The following is a 16,265-nucleotide window of genomic DNA, read 5'->3' as shown; positions in this document are numbered from 1 at the left end:
TTTAGCAACTCTGACAGTCTTAGTTCTTTTTTTTCTTACCTTTTGCAACTTTGGAATAGAAGGGAGATTTTTTCCCCTTCTTGCCTTTGCCGCCCTTAGGGTCATTTTTCTTGCCCTGCTGATTTTTGCCAGCCGAGGCTTTAGCATTTTTACTTTTATTCTTTTTATTCCGTTGTTTTGAACCTGATTTTTCCCGCCGATCATCTTGGCGCCGCTGCCGGCGATTTTGCCCACCTTTAGGAATGGCGACAGCCTCGACTTCTTCAGCTGAGACCAATTCAAAATCAATTTCCCGAGTCTCAGGATCTGACTTGGTGACTTTGATTTTCACCTGCTGACCAATCTTAAAGGTCTGGCGTGTGCGCTCACCGACTAAGGCCAAATGATTTTCAATAAAGACATAGTAATCATCTTTTAAAGCGTTGATATGAATCAAGCCTTCAATGGTGTTAGGTAGTTCGACAAATAGACCAAACTTAGTGACCGAGCTGATAACTCCGTCAAATTCTTCACCAACGTGTTCCGCCATAAATTCGGCCTTCTTCAAAGCGTCAACTTCCCGTTCAGCGTCGACTGCTCGCCGTTCCATTTTAGAAGACTGATTAGCAATTTCCGGTAGCATTTCTGCCCACTTAGCTTGTGTCGCTTCATCAGTTGTTTGACTGTAAACACGAATCAAGCGATGGACGATTAAATCAGGATAACGGCGAATTGGAGATGTAAAATGCGTATAATAAGTCGCCGCTAACCCGTAATGGCCCAAATTATCTTCTGAATAACGGGCTTGTTGCATACTTCTTAAGAGCATCATATTGATAACTGCCGCTTCTGGTTTTTCGGCGACCTCATCAATTACCTTTTGCAAAGCCTTCGGAGTAATATCTTCTTTATTACCTTTAACTAAAATGCCAAAAGCCGAAGCAAACTCGAAGAAACGCTGCATTTTTTCTTCCTTGGGCTGTTCGTGTACCCGATAAATAAATGGCAGCTTAAGGCTGGCAAAATGCTGGGCGACTGTTTCATTAGCCGCCAGCATGAAAGATTCAATCAGCCGTTCGCCAACGCCCCGAGAGCGTAACACGATATCCAACGGACGACCATTTTCATCCACTAAAACTTTGGCTTCATTATCATCAAAGGCAATCGCCCCACGCTTGACGCGCATCGCTTCTAAAAGCTGATGCAGCTCTGCCATTTCTTGAAACATCGGCACCAAGGCTTGATATTCTGTCATCGTTTCAGGATTTTGTTCTTCTAAAATTTCATTGACCGCCGCATAAGTCATGCGGGCGGTAGTTTGAATCACGCTTTGGAAAATTTCGTGATGAACAACCTGCCCTTCCGGATTAATTTCCATTTCACAGCTTAAAGTCAGCCGTGGCACTTGGGGATTTAAAGAACAAATGCCGTTGGACAACCGCTGAGGAATCATCGGAATCACTCGGTCGGTTAAATACACGCTGGTGCCTCGTTCAAAGGCTTCAGCATTTAATTGGCTGCCTTCTGTCACATAATAAGAAACGTCTGCGATATGCACACCCAAAAAGAAATTGCCGTTGGCTAACTTTTTCACAGTTACGGCATCATCTAAATCTTTGGCGTCGGCTCCGTCAATCGTGACAATCGTTTGATCCCGCAAATCTTTGCGACCAACTAAATCTGTCTCACTAATTTGATTAGGTACGGCATCAGCTTCAGCTAGCACCTCATCGGGAAATTTTGTCGGTATCCCGTTGGCAACGATAATCGCCATAATATCCATCCCTGGATCATTTTTATGACCGACAACTGATTTTACAATGCCCTCCAAACTGCTGGCATACCCTTTTTCTGGGAAGTGACTGATTTCGACAATCACAATGCTGCCATCAGCCGGCTGAATTCCTTCAGCAGCGATATAGACTTTAAAGCCCTGCATTTTTTTATCTTTAGGCAGGACCACGCCGTATAAATCCGTCTCATCAATTTCATTTTGATTGTAGGCAACAAACTCGCCGACAAGTTGTTGCGCTGCCCGCTGCCGAATTTCTACGACCTTACCTTCAGCTCCTCGCCCTTCTAATTGATTGGCGGTTTTGATAATATCAATGGCCACTGTGTCGCCATCCATTGCATAGCCGGTGCTTTCCTTTGAAATATAAACATCGTCTTCTTCGGGATCAATCGTTACAAAACCGAAGCCTCGTTCATTTCTGCGAAAAGTTCCTTCTATTAAAATAGGTGCAATTGGTAAGCGCAATTTTCCTTTTTTTGTAAATTCAATCGTGCCTTCTCGTTCCATAGAAGCAATCGTTTGCACTAAGAGTTTGTAATCTTGGCTTTTTTGCAGCTGTAAGCCTTCAGCTAATTGCTCCATGGAAAAGCTGCTTTTCTTTTGCTCTGCCATGTAGCCGATAATTCTTTCCTTAATTGTCATTTATTCCTCTTTCCAACTTAATTTATTAATAAAGTTTAAAACATCCACTTCTAATTTTCGCCGATCCGGGCCAACAGTAATCACATGGCCGCTCTCTGGATACCACTGTAATTCATAGCGTTTATCAGTCAAGGCTGCCGCTGTTTTAAACACGCCAGTGGCATCAATCATTTCATCTTGACCTGCTTGAGCCATAAAAAGCGGCTGTTGAATTTTGTCCAGTTCGCTAGCTGCTACCTGCGACATTTCTTCGATGGCTTGCAACTGTTGACTAATTAGAGGTTGATATTCAGTTAATTTTTGATTTCTTTCTGAGCTCGATAGTCCAGCCCGTCGTAAAACATTTTCTGCGTATACTAAAAAATTTTCCGGTATCGTGGTCTTGACTGGGAAAATTGGTGAACAGAAAAATCCGCCCCCGATAATGCTCTCATCAGACCATTCTAACGCTCTGGTGGCAAAGACGCCTCCCATCGACAGTCCAAAAATGGCAATTTTTTGGTAGCCTTTACTTTCCAAAAATTCAAGAGCTTTACGGGTATCTTCTTCCCATGCTGCCACAGATTGATTTAAAATATCCAACGGGTCCAATGTGGCATGACCAGAAAAAATTGGCGAATAAACTGTATAATCGGCATTTTCTAAAAAGCGGCTCAGCATCCGAACGTCATTTGAGCTGCCTGAGTATGCATGTAATAAAATTACCGCCCGGGAACCTTTCGGGCTAAATAGTGGTTTGGGTAAGCCTAACTTCATGAGATAAATTGCCACCTTTCAAACAAACATTCTATCATACTTCAGCAAAAATCAGGCAGAAAACGCTAGCTTTCAAGCGAAAAAAAAGGACCAGCAGCCTAGACTACTGAATCCTCAGAAAAAAGTTTACTTTAATTGGAAGATAAGTACACTAAAACAAAAAGTAAAATCAACCAGATTGCTCCTAAAACAGCTGTTGTCCGCTGCATGACAGCTTCAAAGCCTCGAGCTTTTTGTTTACCAAAAAGTTGATCCGCACCGCCGGTAAAAGCACTGGCTGCACTATTTTGTTTACTTGGCTGCATCATAACTGTGATAATAATAATCACCGATAGCACCAAGACGACCCCTAAAATAAAATTATACAGACTCAAGTGACTAGCCTCCCTCTCTCAGAATTCATCTAGTATACTTTAGCATAAACTTATTTAAATTACCAGCTTTCAAAAAAATTGCAAAAAATCAAGGCATTCAATATCAATTGTTTTTTTGAAATTATCAATTAGACCATATAAAAGTATTGCTAACATCTCAGATAGTTCTGTGACTGTTCAAAATTGACAGTAGCTCCTTTTTATCTCTTCCAATAAAAAAAGCCAGCAACTTTAAAAGTTGCTGGCGCAAATTACTATTGAACTACTTATTTACGGACATCTGCGTATTCAGGTTTAGTATCAAATTCTTTTTTAGCAAATGGGCAAAGGGGAATGATTTTTTTATTGTCACGGCGAGCTTTTTCAACGCCGTTTAAAACTAATTTTTCAGCTAATTTTTGACCACGGTAAGTTGGGTCAACGAAGGTGTGATCGATAATCATAATGTCTTCGCCAGCATCTGACCAAGTCATTTCTCCGATTTCTTCATTGTTGTCATTGTAAAGAGCGAAACGATTTTTTTCTTCTTTGATTTCCATTTTATTTAACTTCCTTTCGAATGTATTTTAAAGCACCGCTGGGACAAGTATTAATGACTTCAATATCATTTTCAACGCTGCCATTATCAGCAATAATCCACGGCCGGCGACCAACTTCAAAAACCTCGCCATTGCCCCGCACACAGTTGCCGATGTGGGCACAAACATCCTTGTTATAAAAAATGTCGATACCTTCGCCGCTATACTTGCGATAGCCTTGTGCCAATAATTCTGTTTCAGTAACTGGCTTGTCATTCAATTTGCTTCCGTCCATTGACTCCACTCCTTCAAGTTGATCTGTTCTGGCAGACAGTCCTCTTCAATAAGCTGCGCTTGATGGAGCGCTGGGCCAAGAACCATTCGCTGAATCAGAAAATTGTCCAAAAGTAACAAGTTAGATACATCACAATTAAACAACTTAGTGTTATTTTAGCAACTTCTGGAGAATCAAGCAAATAATATGTGTTTCTAGAAAATAATTAGTCTTATTTGCGTTTTACTCTCACAAAAAAGTGGTTATTTTTCTATTTCTGGTAATTTTTGATAAAGGTAAAAATAGTCTGCCAATATTTTGTTGGCGCCACCGTCATACCGGTCAAATGACTGGCCTCAGGGATAGCTAAAAATTGACTGGGACCGGCACTGGCGCGAATTATTTCACCGGCCGCTTCAATCGGCACAAATTTATCAGCTTCTCCGTGAATCACCAGTAAAGGCAGATGATTGCTGCCTAATTGTTTAACGGCTGAGGCTTGAATCAACGAATAGCCGGCCATTTTTTTGGCAATCCGATTGGCTGAGGGTAAGAGAAATCTTTGGGGCAGCCGCAAATTTTCCTGTAAGACATGTCGAAATTCTTGATAGACTGAAGCATAGCCACTGTCGGCAATCAGCAGTTCAACATTTTCCGGCAGTCGTTCGCCACTGGCCATTAAAATCGTGCTGGCCCCCATTGAACCACCGTGTAAAATAATTTTACTATTGGGAAATTTTTCGGTAATCCAGGCAATCCATTGCAATAAATCTAATCGATCCAGCCAACCCATGCCAATATAATGACCTTCACTTTCGCCGTGGGCCCGCAAATCCGGAACTAAGACACTGTAGCCTTCTTTGGCATAACGAGAAGCCACATAAGCCATGTCCCTTTTGCCGGTGGCTCGATAGCCGTGAACAGCAATCACCCAGCGATTGGGATTTTCATTAAAGGCTTTGCCGACTAAGGTTAAGCCATCACGACTTTTCACAGAAATCTTTTTACCGCTTTCCCAAAAGCTATCACCCAGGCGTTTTTCTAAATGTTCCTCTTCAGTTAGCGCTTCAGCTTTAGTAAAGGCATCCTGATTCATTTGCCGGTGACCAATTCCTTGATACCAGGTGTTTTCTCTGATTAAGGCAATCTGTACTAATTTTTTAGCAATTACATGGACTAAAACAAATAACGCAATCAGCAGAATCACTAAAATGGCCAAAGAAATTTTAATCCACATAATCGGCCGCTGCCTTGTATATTGCTTTTAAATCCTGCCCAAAGCCTTGAGCATCAGCTAAGCTTGAAAAACTAAAAACAATTTCATCCGCATCGCTTTTGAGTGTGACTTCAAAAGTGTCAGCAACAGCTTTGATTGCCAAAAGCTGCCATTGACTATTGGCAGTTTTTACAGCTGAAAAATTATCAAAATCCAAATCCGGCGTCACCTGATACGTATCTGTCTCAGTAATCATAATCGGCTGACCAGTTTTATCTTCCATTAAAATAAAGCTCATCAGCTCCGCTTCAGTTAAAACTTTATCCGCATAGGCTTGAATCAGCATAAATTGTTGCGCCTTTGTAAGAGTTTCCGTAAATAATGACATCCTCTAGCTCCCATCTCAGTTTCTTAAATGAAACTATTGTGATTTTTGGCAAGTAGTTCCAGACAAAGATTGAAAGAATAAAACTTGCGTCCTTGACATCCATTTTAGCACTTCTCTTTGAAAAAAAAGCCGTTAAGTTCTTTTCCTACTCGATAAAAAAGAATTTCTTATAAAAAAACTTTGTCCCGACAAAAAAAACCACTTGAACTTCTTTTTGACATGGTGGTAATTGTCAAAAATTAGGTAAAGTTCAAGTAGTAAAATGTAACTTGTTTATTAATGAAAGCTCTAGTCGTCGTCTGAAATACTCACTGTGGCATCATTGGTTGCAAAAAAGCCAAAGCCTTTATCTTGATTAATGTGAATCGTTTGATACCACGGGCTTTCAAAATTATCCTCAGTATTCCAAGAAAAACCATTTAAGGTCCAACCCGCTATACAAATGGCAACGCCCATGGCAATTGCTGCAAAACTAAATTGAATTAGACTTCTTTTATTGACTCTCATACCCGCACCACCTTTGTTGTTCTTTTAAATAGTATGTTTTTCAAAACAATGAATGTTTTACGGGTAACTCTTAAGAAGAAACCGCTCATCAGATAGGTCGCTACCAAACTCAAAAGACCCAGTCCGAAAAATAGGACGCCCGTTCCCAATTGGATCACTCCAACACCAAGGCTGCCAATCATTACCAAAGGGCTGCTTAAAGCTGAGAGGAAGCCGGCAAAGGTGCCAGCAAATCCGAAAATAGCTGTCATAAACGGCACACACCACAGGACAATGTAAAAACTTAGAACTAGCATCAAAGCGGCAAATAGTAAGCTGCCCCATAGCGGAAACCCAATAATCAATAAAATAATAACAAGTGGACTAAATCTCATTGGCAGGTTGACTTCAATTTCTTTTTCACCGGTCGCTTCTAAAGCTAGCTTGCGGGGAGAGCCTAGCTTGGCCACCGCCTGTTCTTCAGAGAACCCTTCCTCCATTAGGTCTTCAATTATTTCGTCATAGTACTGAATAATTTGATGCAATTCGCTTGGCCGCACTTGGTAAGCTAATTCCTCAGCCAAAGCTTTGATAAAATTTACTCGATTCATCTTTCTTCCTCCTGTCATATAGGGTTCTTTTAAACGTTTTGCTCTGCGATAAACTCTTTAATCAACTCGAGTTGCGGCCAGTCAGCAGTTAAAAATTTTCTGACGCTGGCTTGTCCCTCCTGCGTAATCCGATAATATTTACGCTGACGACCATTATGGGCTTTGGCGTAAATTTCAACTTTTCCGGCAGCTTCTAATCTTCGTAAAATTGGATACAGTGTCGATTCTGAAATAGTTAATAATGGATTGATTTCTTTGACAATCTGATAGCCGTAAGAATCATTTTTATTTAAAAAGGCCAAAATACAATATTCTAAGAGGCCTTTCTTTAGTTGACTATCCATCGCCTCACCCCTTACAAGTAATACTATACTTTACATAGTATTAAAAAAAATCAGTCTCAGGTCCTAAAAATAAAAAAATGTGAAGATATCTCCACATTTTGATTAGCGCTTCATTAATTATTGATTTTTTTCTCCATGGCGAGTTTGTCATCATCTATCTACTACATGCTAACTTCTGGTTTAGCTTTAGCCGGTAAACAAATTATGTTCAAAAAGATAGACCAAAATATAGCTATAAACTGCAATCGACCAGGGCTTTAATAGAATAATAATCTTCAAATAGTCTTTAAAAGAAATAGCCGACATCCCTGCTACTAAACAAACTAGGTCATCTGGAGCAAAGGGAATCAGTAAAGTCACAATCAAGAGCTTCTTGATACCGCGATTGTTTTCCTGATGGGTCAGTTTTTCAAAGGATTGGTACTTCTTATCTGATAAAATCAGTCGCACAAAAGGATGACCATAACGGCGAACCAGCACAAAAACTAAAATTTCGCCAATCACTAAGCCAATATAACTATATAATAAGCCCCATAGGTTTCCAAAAAGCAGCATGCCGGCTACTGAAGAAATACCACCCGGTAAAATTGGAATAATAACCTGCACAATTTGCAAAAAGATAAACAGTAAAATGCCCCAATCACCAAATTGCCCGATATAATTTTGTAAGAGCGCTGGTGATTTAAAAATGCCTAAATGAAGGCCGTAAAAAACCAGCCCAATTAGAAGTAAAATTCCGACTAGCGGAAGGAATTTCAGACTTTGTTTGACAGCTTTCACTCGATCATTCCTTTCCTACAAGTTTTAACGTTATGATTATCCTACCATAAACGAGCAGAAGTATTCGCTTCTAGCCCCTTGAAATTGTTAGCAAACTTAGTATCCATTTTAAAAAGCAGCCTAGAAGAAATCAAAAAAAGATTACTTCTAGACTTCTTAGCTTGTATTTTTTTAGTTCGCTGACTCTGACAAAGAAAATTTAAGTGCTATGACTTCTTGTTGATTGGAAAAGGAGAGGTGGGGATTTTTAAAATCAATTTTTACGCCAGTTTTTAAATGTTCTGCCTCTGTTACACAAAATAACTCTTTTAGATAGCTAGTATCTAGTGTGACTGTTTGCTTTTCTGGAACCAGTGAAAAAGCATAAATTGCCTGCGCTTTTTTTGTGAAATACCAGCCTTCAACAACTAAGTTTGGAACAGCTCTAGTACCATAAATCCCTTCACCATACTCATTTAAAAAGCTGCCAAGCTGGTCCATTAATATTTCAGCTGGCTTAGGTAGTGTGCCATCGGGTTTCGGTCCTACCCCAAAAATGACATTGCCGCCAAGACTAACAATTTTTAACAGAGTCTCTAAAATTTCTGAAAAAGGCTTATATACGTCATTAGGAACATAGCCCCAATTTTTAGCAAACGGAATATTGCTTTCCCACGCCTTCAGTGGCGCAACCTCAGGAATTTTCCTTTCTGGTGTGACGTAATTTTCAAATTCGCCACCAATCGTCCGGTCAACGACTAGCATATCTGGTTGCCTTTTCCGCAACTCTGCAACAATTTTTTTCATGTTCAACTGTTCTTGACCGCTATTTACCCAGCCGGCATCCAACCACAGAATCTCGATTGGACCATAGTTCGTGCAAATTTCCTGCAATTGACGGCCAACAAAAGTTTCAAAGCGCTGCCACATTGCTGGATTTTCCTTCGGCGAATAGCTGGCTTGGCGCCCTGCCGCAACTTCACCCGGCACCCAATAAAATGGACAGTGCCAATCCGCCTTAGAATAATAGGCCCCTGTCGCAATGCCGGCCTTTTGGAAACTTTCCATAACGGCTCCAAAAATATCGGCATTTTCATTTTGATAAAAAGGAGAGCTGTCCGCCGTAATTTTATATTCGCTTTCCTGTGTGTCATACATATTGAAACCATCGTGATGCTTCGTAGTAAAGAGCACATAACGGAAACCCGCTGCCCGGCATTTTTCAGCCCAGTCCTGAGGATTAAAATTTATTGGATTGAACACTTGATTTAATCCCCAATAATCTTCCCTCAAAGTTTTTAAATCCTTGCGCCATGGTTTTTTGCGGGCCCAATCATCCGCTTGAGAGAGCTGCCAGCTTTCAACAATGCCCGCTTCGCTATAAAGTCCCCAATGGAAAATTACGCCAACTTTTTGGTCTTGAAACCAAGCTAGTTTTTTTCGAATAGTTTCTGGTAATTGCTGATAGTCCTCTTGGGCGGTTTGCAGATTTTCTTCGATATCCGCTCTGATTGTCATAACAAGCCTCCATTGTTTTCAATTATTTGGTGGAACCATTCGCCACTTTTTTTCAGGCTGCGTTGACCGTCGTTTTCTAGGTCAACCCGATAAAAGCCATACCGATTGCGATAGCCATTGAGCCAACTCCAACAATCGACAAAAGTCCACATATGATAGCCGAAGCAATTACTGCCAGCGGCAATTCCTTTATGCAGCTGCGCCAAATGCTCTTTCAAAAAATCAATTCGATAATCGTCTTGAATTTGCCCTGCTTCGTTGATAAACCTTTCTTCTTCAGCAACCCCCATCCCGTTCTCAGAAACATACCAAGGGATATTTAAATATTTTTCCTTCATTAAAATTGCTACATCATAGAGGGCTTCCGGATAAATTTCCCAACCACGATAAGTATTCATCCGTCTGTTAGGCCACAGATATGAATTGTAAAAATCACTGCGATCTTGAGCCGGAAAACGTGGCTTGACAGCCGCTTGGACCCGCAACGGTTGATAATAATTCATCCCAACAAAATCAACAGTAAAATCGGCAATGGCTTTTTCATCGCCAGCTAAACTAACTGGCAATAAATTATGTTCTCTGAGCATATCCTTTAACTTAGTCGGCACTGTCCCTAAAACAGCGGGATCTAGAAAACTAAAAATATTCAAGTTGTCAGCAAATTCCTTGGCTGCTAAATCCTCAGGCGCATCACTCTTTGGATAGGCCGGTGAAATATTTAGAATTATCCCGATTTGCCCAGCTTCAATTTGAGCAGCCCGAAACGCTTTAACAGCATAAACATGGGCCATCAATGTATGATAGCCAACCTGAACCGCTAGTTTGAAATTACTTTTTCCGGGGTAGTGATGCTGCCCTAGATAGCCGCATTCAATATGAACAATCGGCTCATTAAAGGTGGTCCACTTTTCAACAAGATCACCAAATTCTGAAAAAGTGGTCTTGGCATAGAAAGCGAAAGCCTCTACCGATTCACGATTTTCCCAGCCACCTTTTTCCATTAGCCACCAGGGTAAATCAAAATGAAATAAGTTAACAATTGGCTCAACGCCGGCTGCTTTCATTTTTGTAAAATAATCTCGATAAAAGGCTACCGCTTTAGGATTAATTGTTTTACCATCAGGCAACAGGCGAGTCCAAGCAATCGAAGTGCGGTAAGAGTTCATTCCGATTGCCTTCATCAATAAAATATCTTCTTCATAGCGATGATAAACATCACTGGTAATTGAGGGACCTTGATTCTGATTGAAACGTGCTGGTTCTAGTTCAAACCATTTATCCCAAGTTGAGGGGCTCTTTCCTGCGAGTAAAGCTGCTCCTTCAGTTTGTGGCGCACTCGCCGCTGCTCCCCATAAAAAATTTTCCGGAAAAATTTTCACAGATTCTACCTCTTTACTTTATTTTTATTGCTTTAAGATTAGTATAGGCTATCGCTTTAAAATTACTATATGTTGAAATTTAAACATAAAAAAACTTCCCGTCGCTTTTTTGCAAACAGGAAGTAATGGGCTGATATTCGTTTTATTAATGCTCCAAAGGTTATTCCAACACCCGCTGCACATACGGCTTCTCAAAAATATTAGAAAACCTCTTTTTTAAATAGACCGTGCATAAACTCTGACACTAATAAAAACTTGAAGCTCAGCTATCCGCCTTTAATTTTTGCTGCATCGCCGCTAAAATCGGCTCAACTTTTGCTAATACCTCATCACAACTTAAAGCTGACGGAATATCTGCCCAAATCGAAAAATAAGTTCCTAAGACTTGTTTTTTATCGCTCTCATCAATCACTTGATCAGAAGCAAAGGTTTCAATCTGCCAATTGGTTTGGATTTTTTCAGCGGTGGGATAAGTATAGTTTGCAGCCTCACCAAAAACAAAATAGAAATAATTATCATTGAAATTCAACACCCGGTACCCTTTTTTTAACCAAGTTTCCAACGGTGCCATCCCCTGATGCCAGCGGGTCCAATAGGTCACCTCGACATCAGCTGTCAGCTCAATTAAAGAATGGCGGTCCAATCGATAAAAACCGTCATTCCAAATTCTAGCAGTTTTTCCGTGTTCTTTTATCAAAGCCGCCAGACGATTAACATAATCGACATAAATTTCTAAACCGCTGGCTTCCTCTCCATAACGAGCTTTGGCTGTCTCCGCCAGCTGAGGATATAAGTCCACCTGAGAAAAATCAATAAATTCATCGGCACCAATGTGAAAGTACCGGCTTTTAGAAAACAAGCCTAAATACTCCTGATAAATTGTAAAAGCAAAAGCAATCGCGGTTTCATTGGTAATATCTAACGCCCAGATATCTGGTTCTAAACCGGCAGCCGTTTTTTTCTTTAAAGCCAAATTAGGAAAATCCTTTAAAACTTGATTCAAATGTCCCGGAGTATCAAAATCCGGCACAATCTCAATGCCCTTTTCTGTCGCTGCGGCGATAATCTCTTCGACCTCCAGCCGCGTCAAATATTCTTCTGAAACAATTTGTGGAAATTGTTTACTTTCAATGCGAAAACCAAGATTATCTGAAAAATGTAGCTGCAGCATATTGAAGCCATTTTGTTCCATCATTTTCAATAGCGCTAAAATTTTAGCTTTTGGCCAAAATTTGCGTCCCATATCTAATAAGACGCCCCGCTCGGCCTGTTGGTAATTTGTCATTTATTGCCCTTCTTTCAAAAATCCACGAGGCTTAATCCTACTTAAAAGCAGATTAAGCTCGTGGATTCTTTTGTTTTAAGTAACGATTTTATTGGTCATTCCAACGGTCGTAGGCTCTTTGATGGACATCAACAAATTTTTCTACACCAATTGAAGACAAGGTGTCTAAATAATTTTGCCAGCTGGCATCATTTAAGGTCTCTTGACCGGTGATAAATTTTGCTTCCATTTGTTCAACATAGGATAATAAATCTGCCTGTAAAGAAGACCCTAACTCATCTTGCTCTTCTTTGGAAATATAAAGTGTTGGCCAACCGACTACTTCGTAAGGGCCGGTTTTTTCAGCCGTTTCTTGATTGACAAACTGCTGAAAAGCATCCGCTTCATTGGAATCATTTTTATCCCCTAAAACAACTGCCGGTGCCGAAGCGACTTTCGGTGGTACGGTGCCGTAATCGGGGGTCACTTTAGAGCGCTCTTCTTCGGCGTTGTCGGCGGTAATCCCTTCATTGCGCACACGAACTTCTTCGCCGCTGTCATTTGTCTCCCAATGCCAGTAACCACCTTTTTCTTCATCTGGACCAGTATTTAAGTACCGGCTGCCTTCATCACTATAAAAATAATCTACCCAGCGAATCGCTGCTTCTGGATTAGCTGCTTGACTTGTGATGGCGAAGGCTCCTGTTGAAACACCATCAGTCGTCGACACGACGGTTTCTGGAGATTCCGGAGAGGTTAACGGTTGAAACATCGGATCATTGACGGCATCTTCCTGTGTGCGATTTGTGGTAAAGAAACTAAACCAATCCGTGAAGGCCCCCAATTGATTATTGTTGCCTTTAGCCTTTTTCTGGTCATCTGATTGAGAAAATACTTCGGCGTCTAATAAGTTGTCTGAGTATAATTTGTTCATATATTCTAAGTAAGCACGATAATTTTCAGTAGCAGCGCCATAACTCACTTGATCGTCAATAACTTGTTGTTCCTGCTGTAAGACACCAAAGGCCCACATCATCCACGGTCTTAAAGAGGTGATTTTTGATGACGACAGCGGAACTTCATCCTGTTGACCATTACCGTTGGGATCTTCATCCCGGAAACGAACTAATAAGTCATAAAACTCGTCGGTGGTTTTCGGCAGCTCTGTCACTCCTAAATTATCCAGCCACTCGCCATTGTACCAGATTGGACCGCTTGGGAAAACTGATTGGCTAGCAAATTCTGCATCTTCTATATTATATTTCCCTGACAGCATTGGCAATGAATAAATGTGGCCATCTGGTGTTGTCAAAGAATTTCTTAATTCAGGGAAAGCATCTAAAATCTTCTTGATATTTGGCGCATAGCCACCATCAATATACTCATCCAACGGCAACAAGGTATTGCCGCCATATTGAATTTCCTGAACCTTCGTTAATTTTGAAGCAAATAAAACATCTTGAATATCGCCAGAGGCAAAAGCCAAATTGAGCTTTGTGGCTAAATCGGCATCTGGCGGTGTTGTGTAAGTCCAAAAAACATTACTCATATCAGAGTAATCGGTCATCAGCGCCATTTTGTCAAAAGAACTAGAACCAACATTCGGCGCAAAAAAACTCATCTCTAATTTTTCATCGACAATCGGAAAGCCTTCTTTAGCAACGGTTAAATCCGAACCTGTTGCTGCCTCCTCGCCGCCATTACAGGCCCCCATACTAAATAATGCTAAGACCATGCCACAAACTAAAACTACTTTTTTCATTGAGCTGTTTCCCTTCTCTTTTAATTTTATCCCTTTAATGAGCCAACCATGACTCCTTTAACAAAATAACGTTGTAAAAATGGGTAGACAATAATCACAGGCAAGGTGGACACAATCATCACACCATATTTAATAATCGCAACTAACTGTTGTTTTCGATACAAAGCTTCAAGGGTACTTTGCTGAGCTTCTCCACCGGCCACTTGATTTGAAGACAAATCTTGTAAAATTAATAGTTCCCGTAAAATCATCTGCAATGGATATTTGCCACGATCAGATAAATAAATTAAGGAATCATAAAAACCATTCCAGCGAGCTACACCAACGAATAAAGCCATAACAGCGATAATTGGAGCTGACAGCGGGATTACAATTTGAAAGAAAATCCGAAAATCATTACAGCCGTCGACAATCGCCGCCTCTTCAATTTCTCTAGGAATATTGGATTGGAAAAAGGAACGGGCGACAACAATATTGTAAACTGACGCCGCTGACGGAATAATCAGCGCCCACATAGTATTGATCATCCCTAAAGATTTTACTAGCAGATATGTCGGAATCATTCCGCCGGAAACAAACATTGTCACCATAATAAATTTGACAAAAAAGTTTTTCCCAAATAATTCAGGGCGACTTAGGGCATAGGCACACGGCAATGTCACACATAAATTGACAATCACACTCAAGACGGTATAAATAATAGTATTTTTATAACCCATCCAAATATCTTGGTTGTTAAAAATTTTCTGATAGCCTTCTAATGTAAATCCCTTCGGCAAGAGCCACATCTCCCCGGCATTAACGGCTGCCGGGTCACTGACTGACGCACTGATGATATAAACTAGGGGATATAAGACGATTAAAGTCGCTATTATCACAAACAAGTAGTTGAAGGCTACAAAAACGCGATCGCCGGTCCCCATTTTGATAGTTTTAGTATTCATTGACTTTCCCCCTTCGCTTTACCATAATGAATGCTCCGTCAGACGCTTAGTAATACTATTTACCGTGATTAAAATCAGCGCATTAATCACCGAATTGAAAACTCCGACTGCTGTCGCAAAACTATATTGACCGTTTAATAAACCGGCCCGATAGACGAAGGTTGAAATTACATCGCTTGATGTCATATTTAAAGGATTTTGCATCAAAATGATTTTTTCAAACCCAACACTTAATAAATTTCCCATACTCATGATTAACAGAATGATTATCGTTGGTAAAATGGTCGGCAAGTTTATGTGCCAAGCCCGCTGAATTCGTGATGCACCATCAATGGTGGCCGCTTCATGTAATTGTGTATCGACACCAGAGAGAGCCGCCATGTAAATCACTGAGCTCCAGCCAGTCGTTTGCCAGACATTACTTAAAACATACATAGTCTTAAACCATTTAGGGTCCTCCATAAAGTGAACCCCTTCAATCCCTAAGAACTCTAAGAAGTGAACCAAAATACCTGTTGACGGTGACAAAAAGGCGAACATCATCCCGACGATTACCACAACAGAAATGAAATTAGGTGCGTAGGTAACTGTTTGGGCAAACTTTTTCCCAAAGCCGTCCTTCATCTCATTTAAGGATAGCGCTAAAATAATTGGCAGTGGAAAACCAACAATTAAACTATAGACACTGATTCCTAAAGTATTTTTGATTAAATCCCAGAAGAAATAAGAATCAAAAAATTGTTGAAAGTATTTCCAACCGACCCAAGGACTGCCAAGAATCCCCAATGCTGGTTGATAATCTTTCCAGGCAATAATAATGCCATACATCGGACCGTAACAAAAAATAAGAAAGAACAAAAATGCTGGAATTAAAAAGACATAGAGCTGCCAACTATTTTTTAGATGGGCCCAGGTTAGTCTCTTTTTAGTTTTAACACTTTTCTTTTGTCTTGTTTTACTAACAGCCTGCATAAAACCTCCCCCTTATATTACACATTAAAATAAAGTACTGAAAATCTTGACCGGTGTTAATCAGTGACCTCAGTGTAAGCCCTTTATTTAAAAAAAGAAATATGTGAGTTTTTTGAAGGATTTTATTGAAAACGCTTTTAAATAAAGGCTTTTACTCCATGAAATTCCCCTAAAAATTTTTACATAGCGGAACATAACGCTTTTCTTAGACCTTTTTCCAATACTTTCTCTTACTTCCTTTGTTTATTGGTAGGTTAGTCAAACAAAAAAAAGGTCCGGACATC

Annotated in this window: 17 protein-coding genes; all 17 read right to left on the bottom strand. The window is 40.3% G+C overall.

Annotated features, from left to right (window positions below):
* Positions 1-19: 19 nt before the first annotated feature.
* Positions 20-2,416 (bottom strand): ribonuclease R, encoded by a 2,397-nt coding sequence (gene rnr, locus AC1Z3S_RS11370; protein ID WP_461740465.1) that lies wholly within the window; start codon positions 2,414-2,416, stop codon positions 20-22.
* Complete coding sequence (locus AC1Z3S_RS11365; protein WP_461740464.1) at positions 2,417-3,172, bottom strand: alpha/beta hydrolase; 756 nt, start codon at positions 3,170-3,172, stop codon at positions 2,417-2,419.
* A gap of 131 nt (positions 3,173-3,303) precedes the next feature.
* Positions 3,304-3,540 (bottom strand): preprotein translocase subunit SecG, encoded by a 237-nt coding sequence (gene secG, locus AC1Z3S_RS11360; RefSeq protein ID WP_265459232.1) that lies wholly within the window; start codon positions 3,538-3,540, stop codon positions 3,304-3,306.
* A 272-nt stretch (positions 3,541-3,812) separates the two neighbouring features.
* Entirely contained in the window at positions 3,813-4,085 is a 273-nt protein-coding gene (locus AC1Z3S_RS11355; protein ID WP_265459035.1) for a GNAT family N-acetyltransferase, read from the bottom strand.
* Between the two features lies 1 nt (position 4,086).
* Complete coding sequence (locus tag AC1Z3S_RS11350; RefSeq protein WP_265459034.1) at positions 4,087-4,359, bottom strand: (4Fe-4S)-binding protein; 273 nt, start codon at positions 4,357-4,359, stop codon at positions 4,087-4,089.
* 250 nt (positions 4,360-4,609) lie between these two features.
* Complete coding sequence (locus tag AC1Z3S_RS11345; RefSeq protein WP_461740463.1) at positions 4,610-5,575, bottom strand: alpha/beta hydrolase; 966 nt, start codon at positions 5,573-5,575, stop codon at positions 4,610-4,612.
* Positions 5,565-5,942, bottom strand: coding sequence for a hypothetical protein (locus tag AC1Z3S_RS11340; protein ID WP_461740462.1), 378 nt, complete (start codon positions 5,940-5,942; stop codon positions 5,565-5,567). Before AC1Z3S_RS11340 ends, AC1Z3S_RS11345 begins: the two co-directional genes overlap by 11 nt.
* Positions 5,943-6,230: 288 nt before the next feature.
* The gene (locus AC1Z3S_RS11335; RefSeq protein WP_461740461.1) at positions 6,231-6,449 is read right to left on the bottom strand and encodes a hypothetical protein; all 219 of its coding nucleotides are present in this window, start codon (positions 6,447-6,449) and stop codon (positions 6,231-6,233) included.
* A complete protein-coding gene (locus AC1Z3S_RS11330) occupies positions 6,446-7,039 on the bottom strand; it encodes a DUF1700 domain-containing protein (protein WP_461737777.1) in 594 nt (197 codons plus the stop codon). The genes AC1Z3S_RS11335 and AC1Z3S_RS11330 overlap by 4 nt, the downstream gene beginning before the upstream one ends.
* A 29-nt stretch (positions 7,040-7,068) precedes the next feature.
* Entirely contained in the window at positions 7,069-7,383 is a 315-nt protein-coding gene (locus tag AC1Z3S_RS11325) for a PadR family transcriptional regulator (protein WP_265459029.1), read from the bottom strand.
* Between the two features lie 186 nt (positions 7,384-7,569).
* Entirely contained in the window at positions 7,570-8,163 is a 594-nt protein-coding gene (locus tag AC1Z3S_RS11320) for a TVP38/TMEM64 family protein (RefSeq protein WP_461740460.1), read from the bottom strand.
* 171 nt (positions 8,164-8,334) lie between these two features.
* Positions 8,335-9,660 carry an alpha-L-fucosidase gene (locus AC1Z3S_RS11315; protein ID WP_461740459.1) on the bottom strand — a complete coding sequence of 442 codons (1,326 nt, stop codon included), beginning with the start codon at positions 9,658-9,660 and terminating at the stop codon, positions 8,335-8,337.
* Entirely contained in the window at positions 9,657-11,039 is a 1,383-nt protein-coding gene (locus AC1Z3S_RS11310; RefSeq protein WP_461740458.1) for a glycoside hydrolase family 1 protein, read from the bottom strand. Before AC1Z3S_RS11310 ends, AC1Z3S_RS11315 begins: the two co-directional genes overlap by 4 nt.
* Positions 11,040-11,301: 262 nt before the next feature.
* A complete protein-coding gene (locus AC1Z3S_RS11305) occupies positions 11,302-12,324 on the bottom strand; it encodes a family 20 glycosylhydrolase (RefSeq protein ID WP_461740457.1) in 1,023 nt (340 codons plus the stop codon).
* A gap of 88 nt (positions 12,325-12,412) precedes the next feature.
* A complete protein-coding gene (locus AC1Z3S_RS11300; RefSeq protein ID WP_461740456.1) occupies positions 12,413-14,065 on the bottom strand; it encodes an extracellular solute-binding protein in 1,653 nt (550 codons plus the stop codon).
* Between the two features lie 26 nt (positions 14,066-14,091).
* On the bottom strand, positions 14,092-15,009 hold the full coding sequence (locus AC1Z3S_RS11295) for a carbohydrate ABC transporter permease (protein WP_461740455.1): 918 nt from the start codon (positions 15,007-15,009) through the stop codon (positions 14,092-14,094).
* A gap of 18 nt (positions 15,010-15,027) precedes the next feature.
* Positions 15,028-15,981 (bottom strand): ABC transporter permease, encoded by a 954-nt coding sequence (locus AC1Z3S_RS11290; protein ID WP_461740454.1) that lies wholly within the window; start codon positions 15,979-15,981, stop codon positions 15,028-15,030.
* Between the last annotated feature and the right edge of the window lie 284 nt (positions 15,982-16,265).

The organism is Enterococcus sp. LJL90, assembly GCF_056924355.1.
The sequence above is the reverse complement of the archived record's forward strand: the minus strand, read 5'-3'. Positions and strand labels throughout refer to the sequence as shown.